Consider the following 8514-nt stretch of genomic DNA (forward strand, 5'->3'; position numbering starts at 1 on the left):
CACCACACCCTCCTTCGTGAACCCCCGCTCACCCGCAGCATCCGGCACGTACTTCACACACACAACGATCCGCAAGCTCACAGCGAACACTCCTAGCACGTCGTCACTTCCGGCTGGACTTCCGCAGCATAGGTGCCGGAAGTAGCCATTTCCGGTCGCGGCAGGGCCGCATCCCGCACGATATTACTCACCAGTAGACATCGGGAGGAGGGGCCGAGCAAGCGCTGGGAATGTGAGGTGGGCAATGCCCCGCCGAACCGGCACCCGGGGCGGCCCCGGTGCGCTCCGGAGCGCACCGGAGCGTCAGACGGTCTCGGCGATGGCGGCGATCACATCGGCCGGGCGGGGCTGGCCGGTCGCCCGGCGGATGACCGCCCCGCCGGAGTCGAGGACGAGCACGGTCGGCGTACGGACGATGCCGAGGGCCCGGACCAGCGCGAGGTGCTCCTCGGCGTCGATCTCGACGTGGCGCACGCCCGGGACCATGTCCGCCACCCGGGCGAGCACCCGACGCGTGGCGCGGCAGGGCTGACAGAAGGCAGAGGAGAACTGGACCAGTGTCGCCCGCTCCCCCAGGGCCGCCCCGAGTTGCGCCGCGTCAAGGCTTCCCGGAGTGCTCTCCGGGGCCGCGCCGTCCATGTCCCGCACTCCCGCGCCTCCTGTTGCGAAGCGGGCGGTTCGACGCCCCGCTCGATGGGCCCGCGCCCGTTCGCGCGCCCTCCACCTGCGAAAACATCCCATGCGGCAGCCGGATTCCCCGCCCTCCGTCCGCCGGGCCCGCGCACCCCCCGAACGGCCGAACCCGAACCCCCCTCGTGGTCGCCCGAACCCGGTAAACAGTACCTTTCAGCAACGTGACGAGGATCTCGCGCTGCGCGGGCGCCAGGACTGGCCCCCGCACCGTTCTTCGGGCACGATCTGCGCAGGCCGGAAAACCTACGGCTGCGTAACTTCCCGCCGGGATCTCCCCTCCCAGGCAGACAGAAGGGCCTTCCTCGTCCCATGGCAGAGCTTGTGTACCGCCCCGTCATCGGCATGGCCCTGACGATGTTCAAAGCCCTTGACCTCAAGATCGACTGCAAGGGTTCGGAGAACATTCCGCGTACCGGAGGGGCGGTGCTGGTCAGCAACCACATCAGCTACCTGGACTTCATCTTCAGTGGGCTCACTGCGCTCCCGCAGAAGCGGCTGGTGCGCTTCATGGCGAAGGAGTCGGTGTTCCGCCACAAGGTGGGGGGACCCCTGATGCGCGGGATGAAGCACATCCCGGTGGACCGCAAGAAGGGCGAGGACGCCTACCAGCACGCACTGGAGTCACTGCGGAACGGCGAGATCATCGGGGTGTTCCCGGAGGCGACCATCTCGCAGTCGTTCACGCTCAAGAGCTTCAAGTCCGGTGCCGCACGGCTCGCTCAGGATGCGGGCGTGCCGCTGGTCCCGATGGCACTGTGGGGGACGCAGCGGCTGTGGACCAAGGGGCACCCGCGCAACTTCCGGCGTGAGCACATTCCCGTCACCATGCGCGTGGGCGAACCTCTGGAGGCCCCGCGCGACCAGTACGCGGGTGCGATCACCCGCCGGCTGCGCGGTCACGTGCAGGAACTGCTCGAAGCCGCACAGCGCGCCTACCCGGTTCGCCCCAAGGGTCCGGACGACACCTGGTGGATGCCCGCACACCTCGGCGGCACCGCACCCACCCCGGAGGCGGTCAAGGCGGCGGAAGCCAGCTGACCTCGGCCGTCACCGCCCTCCGCCGCCCGCACCGACCGGGTGCCGGGACGACGGGCCGGCCGGGCCCGGTCGAGTCAGCCGGTGAGCGGCGGGTGGACGGTGAGCCGTGCGCCGGGGCTCACCTTCTGGACCAGTTCCGCCAGCTCGGCGCCGGCCGCCTCGGCACCGGCGGCGCCCATCGGCTCCAGGGCCTCCAGCAGGAACAGCACGGAGCCGGACTCCTCGGTGAGTCGGGTGCGTGCGCCCTGACGCCAGTTCCAGCGGCGGCAGGTGACCCCGGCGTCGTCGCACCAGACGACCTCGCCGGGCTCCGGGTGTTCGATCACCCGCTCGCCGCCGGCGGCGGTCGGGAACTCCTCGTCGCCCCGCGCCCGGAGCAGTCGCATCCCGCCCTCGATACGGTCGGCGTCCTCCCCTCCGACGGGTACGAGATGGGCCATGCTGATCGCGTTGTACACGTCGACCAGTGCGTTGATCCGGGGCAGTCCGGCCGCCGAGAGGGCACGCTTGGCCAGCGCCTCCGCGGAGTTGCGGGTGCGGGAGGGCTTGGCGCCGAAGGCGCTGTACGCCGTGCGCCAGGCGACCATGTGGGGGTCCTCGTGGGGCGCCCGCCCGTCGAGCCGGATCGCGAGGCGCCGGGCCGCGTCGTCCAGCAGGGCCGAGGTCGCCTCGGTGCTGGGGGTGTTGACGAGTCCCTGTGCCTCGATGGCGACACGGGTGAAGCCCGGAACGAGAGCGTGGACCTCGTCGGACACGGTGAGCGTGATGGTCATGGTCTGCCTTGTCTGCCCTGGGTCGGTTCGGGACGGCGGGTGCGCCTCACAGTGCGGTGGGCAGGGTCTGCCACAGCGCCGGGCGGTCCGGCGCCTCCTTGAGGGCGCGCAGCACCGTCGGATGCGGTGCAGCATACAAGACCGGATAGTCCACCTCGCTGAACTCCGGGCGGACAGGGAAGGCCAGCCGCTCCCGCTCCAGGGAGAACTGTGCGTCGATGTCCCCGGTGTTGCCGCGGGGGTCCTGCCGGAGCCAGCCGTCGCACCCCGGCAGCTTCAGGGCCACCAGGCCGTGGACGAGCGGGGCGGTGCCGTCGTCCTCGGTGAGCCGCTGGTAGCAGAGGCCGGCCGGGACGTCGCCGGCCCGCAACAGGGCGACCAGGGCGTGCGACTTGGCGTGACAGATGCCCGTCCGCAAGGCGAGCACGTCGGAGGCGCGCCAGGTGACCCGTAGATCCCCCGCGTCCGCCGAATGCGGAATCCGGTCCCGTACGTACTCGTAGGCCGCCCTCGCATAGTCATGCGGTTCGCGTGTCCCAGCACCCCACTCGGCGGCCCACCGGCGCACCCGTGGATGGTGATGGTCGACGGCCTCGTCGGCCGCGAGATAGGCGGACAGTTCCCGGGAATCCTCCATGAGCTGCATACCTAAGCATAGGTATGCAGCTCATGGAACTTCAATGCATAAACCGGGGCGGGTGCGGTGGACGGCGTCACGGCACCGCCTGCCGCGTCTAGCGCGCCATCTCCTCCTTGAGCGCCGCCAGGAACCCGTCGACGTCGTCCGCACGGGTGTCGAACGAGCACATCCACCGCACGTCCCCGGCGGTCTCGTCCCAGAAGTAGAAGCGGTAGCGCTTCTGTAGCCGCTCGCTCACGTCGTGCGGCAGCCGGGCGAACACCGCATTGGCCTGCACCGGGTGGAGGATCTCCACCCCGGGCACCGACCGGACGCCCTCGGCCAGCCGCCGGGCCATCTCGTTGGCGTGCCGGGCGTTGCGCAGCCACAGGTCCTTGGCGAGCAGCGCTTCGAGCTGCACCGACACGAACCGCATCTTGGAGGCGAGTTGCATGGACAGCTTGCGCAGGTGCTTCATCCGGCGCACCGCGTCGGGGTTCAGCACCACCACGGCCTCGCCGAACAGCGCGCCGTTCTTCGTGCCGCCGAGGGACAGCAGGTCGATGCCGACGGCGTTGGTGAAGGTGCGCATCGGCACGTCCAGCGAGGCCGCGGCATTGGCTATCCGGGCGCCGTCGAGGTGGACGACCAGGCCCAGGCCGTGCGCGTGGTCACAGATCGCCCGGATCTCGTCGGGCGTGTAGACGGTGCCCAGTTCGGTGTTCTGGGTGAGGGAGACGACCTGCGGCATCGCGCGGTGCTCGTCCTCGAAGCCCCACGCCTGACGGTCGATCAGCTCCGGGGTGAGCTTGCCGTCGGGGGTGGGAACGGTGAGCAGCTTGAGCCCGCCGACCCGCTCCGGTGCGCCGCCCTCGTCCACGTTGATGTGTGCGCTCTCCGCGCAGATCACCGCACCCCAGCGGTCGGTGACCGCCTGGAGCGCGACGACGTTGGCGCCCGTCCCGTTGAAGACCGGGAACGCCTCGGCGGTGGCACCGAAGTGGCTGCGGATGACTCCCTGGAGGTGTGCGGTGTAGTCGTCCTCGCCGTAGGCGACCTGGTGGCCGCCGTTCGCGAGGGCGAGCGCCGCCATGACCTCCGGGTGGGCACCCGCGTAGTTGTCACTGGCGAAACCGCGGACCTCCGGATCGTGATGGCGCTTCGCGTCGGTGCGGGGAGGGTTCACGGCTTCTCGGTGAGCCACAGACGGGTTCCGTTCACTTCACTGGCGGGCCGCTCCCAGACCCCGACGATCCGGTCGGCCAGGTCCTTGACGTCGGTGAAGCCCGCGAACTTCGCGCTGGGGCGCTCGGCGCGCATCGCGTCGTGCACCAGTGCCTTGACCACCAGGATCGCAGCCGCCGCGGCGGGGCCGTCCTCGCCCCCCGCCTTGCGGAAGTCGTCGCCGAGGGCGAGCGTCCACGCTTCGGCCGCGGCCTTGGCGGCGGCGTAGGCGGCGTTCCCCGCGGTGGGGCTGCTGGCGCCCGCGGCGCTGATGAGCAGGAAACGTCCCCGGTCGCTGCGCTTGAGGGCCCCCTCGAAGGCCAGCGAGGTGTGCTGGACGGTGCGGATGAGGAGCTTCTCCAGCAGGTCCCAGTCGGCCAGGTCCGTCTCGGCGAACGACCGGCCGCCCCGCCAACCGCCGACGAGGTGCACCAGGCCGTCGATCCGCCCGTACTCCTGCTCGATCCGCTCGGCCCAGGCGTGGGTGGCCGGCTGGTCGAGGAGGTCGACGGTCTCACCGGTGACGGTGGCTCCGCCGTGTGCGTAGCGCGCCGCGTCGACCGCCTCGGCCAGTCGTTCCACGTCGGCGTCGGCGCCGACCACCGTGGCTCCGGCCTCGGCGAGGCGCAGCAGTGTCGCCCGTCCCGCCGGGCCCGCCGCTCCGGCCACTGCGATCACCGCACCGTCCAGCGCGTCCTTGCCGTCCATCGTGCTCACCTCCGGGCTGCCCTCCGGGTTCACGCGGCCACCTCGCGGGCGCCGACGGGGTCGGCGGACCCGGTGTCCATGGTGGACGCGGTGATGCCCCTGGTCGAGGCGATCACGTTCTTGAGTTTCTTGGCAAGCGCCTCATAGAACATGCTCAGGGGAAACTCGTCCGGAAGCACGTCGTCCACGAGCTTGCGGGGCGGCAGGGTGAGGTCGAGGGCGTCGGGGCCCTTGGCCCAGCGGGAGCCGGGGTGCGGGGCGAGATAGGCGGACACCAGTTCGTAGCCGGCGAACCAGTGGACGAGCTTCGGGCGGTCGATGCCGTCCCGGTACAGCTTCTCGATGTCGGCGCACAGCTGGTTGGTGACCTGCGGTGCCCGGTCCCAGTCGATGTGCAGCTTGTTGTCGGTCCAGCGCACCACGTCGTGCTTGTGGAGGTACGCGAAGAGCAGCTGACCGCCGAGGCCGTCGTAGTTGCGGACGCGCTCACCGGTCACCGGGAAGCGGAACATCCGGTCGAACAGGACGGCGAACTGCACGTCACGCCCCTGCGGGAAGCCGTCGGCCTCCAGCTTGACGGCCTCCTTGAAGGCCGTGAGGTCACAGCGCAGCTCCTCCAGGCCGTACATCCAGAACGGCTGGCGCTGCTTGATCATGAACGGGTCGAAGGGCAGGTCGCCGTGGCTGTGGGTGCGGTCGTGGACCATGTCCCACAGGACGAACGCCTGCTCGCAGCGTGCCTGGTCGCCGATCATCGCGTCGATGTCCGGGGGCAGCTCCAGCCCGAGCAGGTCCACGGAGGCGCTGGTGACCCGGCGGAAGCGGGCGGCCTCGCGGTCGCAGAAGATGCCGCCCCAGGTGAACCGCTCGGGGGCCTCGCGCACGGCTATGGTCTCGGGGAAGAGCACCGCGGAGTTGGTGTCGTAGCCGGCGGTGAAGTCCTCGAAGGTGATCCCGCAGAACAGCGGGTTGTCGTAGCGGGTGCGCTCCAGCTCGGCGAGCCAGTCGGGCCACACCATGCGCAGGACGACCGCTTCGAGGTTGCGGTCCGGATTGCCGTTCTGCGTGTACATGGGGAAGACGACCAGGTGCTGGAGGCCGTGCTCACGGCGCGCGGCCGGTTGGAAGGCCAACAGCGAGTCGAGGAAGTCGGGAACCCGGAAGCCGTCGGCGGCCCACCGTCGCAGATCGGCGACCAGGGCGGCGTGGTAGGCGGCGTCGTGCTCCAGCAGCGGCGAGAGGGCCTCGACGGCAGCGGTGACGCGCTCCACCGCGGTGGCGGCTCCGGCCGGGTCCGGCGCGTGGTCGGCGTCGAAGTCGATCGACCCGTCCTTCGACTGCCAGGCCCTGATCTCCTCCACGGCGGCCTTGAGCAGGGGCCAGGACGGGTGGTCGACCACCCGCTCCGACGGAGAAACCCGCCCCTCCGCACCCGTCTGCACAAGAACATCCGTCATATCTCACCCTCCACGGGAAAACCTTCCGTATGGACACCGTATGCGGGCAAGGATCTCCACAGCAAGAGGGGGTGCCGGAAAATATCCGGTCCAGAGTCACTACAACCGTGATTCTTCCTGCCTCCAGCCCGTCATTCAAAGGGCGAGGGCCGACCCCGTCCGTCCGGGGAACCGTGCTCCGGCCCCGCCCACGGTGGCGGATAGGCTGCGCCGAGCCCCAGGGCGGCACCCCGGCGGCGGCCGGGCGCTGCCCGGTGGACCGCACGGGACCGTCCGCCGTCGACGGAAGCGAGCACCCGTGCACCTCCTCACCATCGGTCACCGCGGCATCATGGGCGTCGAGCCCGAGAACACCCTCCGGTCCTTCGTCGCCGCCGAGGAGGCCGGTCTCGACGTCATCGAGTTGGACCTCCACCTCAGCAAGGACGGCGCCCTCGTCGTCATGCACGACACCGACGTCGACCGGACCACCGACGGCAGCGGTCCCATCGCCGAACACACCCTGGCCCAGTTGCGCGCCCTGGACGCGGGGCGCGGGGAGCGCGTCCCCGTCTTCGAAGAGGTCCTGGACGCGGTGCGCGCCCCGCTCCAGGCGGAGATCAAGGACGTCGCCGCGGCCCGCTCCCTCGCCGCCGTGATGCACGCCCGCGACCTGGTCCAGCGGGTCGAGGTGCTGTCCTTCCACGACGCGGCCCTGGCGGAGGTCGCCCAGCTGGTCCCCGGGGTGCGCACCGCGCTGGTGGCGAGCCGGTACGGACTCGACGTGGTGGACCGGGCCACCGCGGTCGGCGCGGGCACGCTCGTCCTGAACATCCGCCGTCTCACCCTCGAACTGGTGGAGCGCGCCCGCAAGGCCGACCTGCGGATCATCGGATGGGTCGTCAACACCCCGGAGCACCTGGCCCTGGCCCGGGCGCTCGGCCTCGACGGTGCGACGACCGACCACCCGGAGATCAAGCGGGCCGCCGCCGGCACCGACTGAGCCGGACCGAGGCACCCGAAGCGTCCGGTGCGCCCCGAGCGTCCGCCGGTGCGGTGGTGTGAAGCCCTTGGGGTACGTGACGAGTTCCTCGCCCATCGTGGTGAACAGGTGCGCCCCGCCATCCGTTGTTGGGGACGAAGGCTCGGTGCGCAAGCGGCCCCGGGGGTCTCCTGGGGCCGGGCTCCCGACGCGCGCCGAGCCACTCGGCCTCGGGCTTGCACACACCCGGAAGCGAGTCCGTCAGGGGCCGGGTAGCAGACCGTACGCCCGAAGGGACACCGCACCATGACCGTCTCCCGGCCGCCACGCGACCGCGTTCCCGTTCTCGACTCCGCCTTCCTGGGTGCCGCCTGTATCGGCCACGAGCCCGAACTGTTCTTCCCCCGGGGGGAATCGGAGCGTTGGGAACAGTCCATCGAGAAGGCCAAACACATCTGCGGGGGCTGCACGATACGGGTCGACTGCCTACGGCACGCGGTCGACAACTCCGAGGCCGACGGGGTGTGGGGAGGTCTCACCCCCGCGGAACGCCGCAGGTTCCGGCGTGCCCTGCGCACCCTGTACGGGGCGGACGACGCCCTGGTGCGACGGCTGCTGACCGGTGAACGGCTGTTGGTGCCGCCGGAACACCTGGGTTCCGTCGTCTGGCAGTTGGCCTGGCACGGTTGGCGCATCGAGCGCATCTGTCTGGCGACCGCGGTGCCCCGGCCGCGGGTCCGGCGCTCGCTGGCGGCGGCCCAGTCGTCGGCGGACTTCCTGCGCGCCGCCGGCATCGACCCGCGCCCCCGGTCGACGCGCGTCACCGGCTCGGGTACGGACCGCGCCGGGCGACCGGGCGCCCCGGCACCGGGCAGCCGGCAGGTGGCCTGATCCCCGCCGGGGCCGTCGGAACGTGGCGGCGGGAGCGACGGCCCCGGCGGCCGGTGGGGGGGGGGGGCCCGGGGGCCCCCCCCCCCCCCCCCCCCCCGCGGGGGGGGGGCGGGGGGGGGGGCACCCCCCCCCCGCCCGCCCCGGGGCCCC

9 protein-coding genes are annotated in these 8514 nt (G+C 71.4%); 3 read left to right on the forward strand and 6 right to left on the reverse strand.

Annotated features, from left to right (window positions below; genetic code table 11):
- Positions 1–303: 303 nt before the first annotated feature.
- Entirely contained in the window at positions 304–639 is a 336-nt protein-coding gene (locus ACFWIA_RS34610; RefSeq protein WP_387011243.1) for a TlpA family protein disulfide reductase, read from the reverse strand.
- A gap of 363 nt (positions 640–1002) precedes the next feature.
- On the opposite strand from ACFWIA_RS34610, the gene ACFWIA_RS34615 reads away from it, so the two are divergent.
- Positions 1003–1731 carry a lysophospholipid acyltransferase family protein gene (locus ACFWIA_RS34615; RefSeq protein ID WP_387011244.1) on the forward strand — a complete coding sequence of 243 codons (729 nt, stop codon included), beginning with the start codon at positions 1003–1005 and terminating at the stop codon, positions 1729–1731.
- Positions 1732–1805: 74 nt separating this feature from the next.
- Here the strand turns inward: ACFWIA_RS34615 and ACFWIA_RS34620 are convergent, their stop codons facing one another.
- The 5 genes from ACFWIA_RS34620 to ACFWIA_RS34640 all read right to left on the reverse strand — a co-directional run bounded on the left by ACFWIA_RS34620 (position 1806) and on the right by ACFWIA_RS34640 (position 6512).
- Positions 1806–2504 carry a B3/4 domain-containing protein gene (locus ACFWIA_RS34620; RefSeq protein WP_387011245.1) on the reverse strand — a complete coding sequence of 233 codons (699 nt, stop codon included), beginning with the start codon at positions 2502–2504 and terminating at the stop codon, positions 1806–1808.
- A 46-nt stretch (positions 2505–2550) separates the two neighbouring features.
- On the reverse strand, positions 2551–3150 hold the full coding sequence (locus tag ACFWIA_RS34625; RefSeq protein WP_387011246.1) for a transglutaminase family protein: 600 nt from the start codon (positions 3148–3150) through the stop codon (positions 2551–2553).
- A gap of 88 nt (positions 3151–3238) precedes the next feature.
- Positions 3239–4309 carry a threonine aldolase family protein gene (locus ACFWIA_RS34630; RefSeq protein WP_387011247.1) on the reverse strand — a complete coding sequence of 357 codons (1071 nt, stop codon included), beginning with the start codon at positions 4307–4309 and terminating at the stop codon, positions 3239–3241.
- Positions 4306–5055, reverse strand: a complete 750-nt coding sequence (locus ACFWIA_RS34635) for an SDR family NAD(P)-dependent oxidoreductase (protein WP_387011251.1) — start codon at positions 5053–5055, stop codon at positions 4306–4308. The genes ACFWIA_RS34630 and ACFWIA_RS34635 overlap by 4 nt, the downstream gene beginning before the upstream one ends.
- Before the next feature lie 29 nt (positions 5056–5084).
- Entirely contained in the window at positions 5085–6512 is a 1428-nt protein-coding gene (locus ACFWIA_RS34640; protein ID WP_387011248.1) for a DUF6421 family protein, read from the reverse strand.
- Between the two features lie 298 nt (positions 6513–6810).
- Here ACFWIA_RS34640 and ACFWIA_RS34645 point away from each other — a divergent pair, with 298 nt between their 5' ends.
- Both ACFWIA_RS34645 and ACFWIA_RS34650 read left to right on the forward strand, forming a co-directional pair.
- The gene (locus tag ACFWIA_RS34645) at positions 6811–7494 is read left to right on the forward strand and encodes a glycerophosphodiester phosphodiesterase (protein WP_387011249.1); all 684 of its coding nucleotides are present in this window, start codon (positions 6811–6813) and stop codon (positions 7492–7494) included.
- Positions 7495–7779: 285 nt separating this feature from the next.
- Entirely contained in the window at positions 7780–8364 is a 585-nt protein-coding gene (locus ACFWIA_RS34650) for a WhiB family transcriptional regulator (protein ID WP_387011250.1), read from the forward strand.
- Positions 8365–8514: the final 150 nt, after the last annotated feature.

It is taken from the genome of Streptomyces sp. NPDC127068, assembly GCF_042724695.1.
Classification (GTDB): domain Bacteria; phylum Actinomycetota; class Actinomycetes; order Streptomycetales; family Streptomycetaceae; genus Streptomyces.

Bases quoted from the DNA above. Each gene is read 5' to 3' on its own strand.
- ACFWIA_RS34620 (WP_387011245.1), bottom strand. From the start codon at position 2,504: ATGACCATCACGCTCACCGTGTCCGACGAGGTCCACGCTCTCGTTCCG.
- ACFWIA_RS34650 (WP_387011250.1), top strand. From the start codon at position 7,780: ATGACCGTCTCCCGGCCGCCACGCGACCGCGTTCCCGTTCTCGACTCC.
- ACFWIA_RS34615 (WP_387011244.1), top strand. From the start codon at position 1,003: ATGGCAGAGCTTGTGTACCGCCCCGTCATCGGCATGGCCCTGACGATG.
- ACFWIA_RS34640 (WP_387011248.1), bottom strand. From the start codon at position 6,512: ATGACGGATGTTCTTGTGCAGACGGGTGCGGAGGGGCGGGTTTCTCCG.
- ACFWIA_RS34635 (WP_387011251.1), bottom strand. From the start codon at position 5,055: ATGGACGGCAAGGACGCGCTGGACGGTGCGGTGATCGCAGTGGCCGGA.
- ACFWIA_RS34610 (WP_387011243.1), bottom strand. From the start codon at position 639: ATGGACGGCGCGGCCCCGGAGAGCACTCCGGGAAGCCTTGACGCGGCG.
- ACFWIA_RS34625 (WP_387011246.1), bottom strand. From the start codon at position 3,150: ATGCAGCTCATGGAGGATTCCCGGGAACTGTCCGCCTATCTCGCGGCC.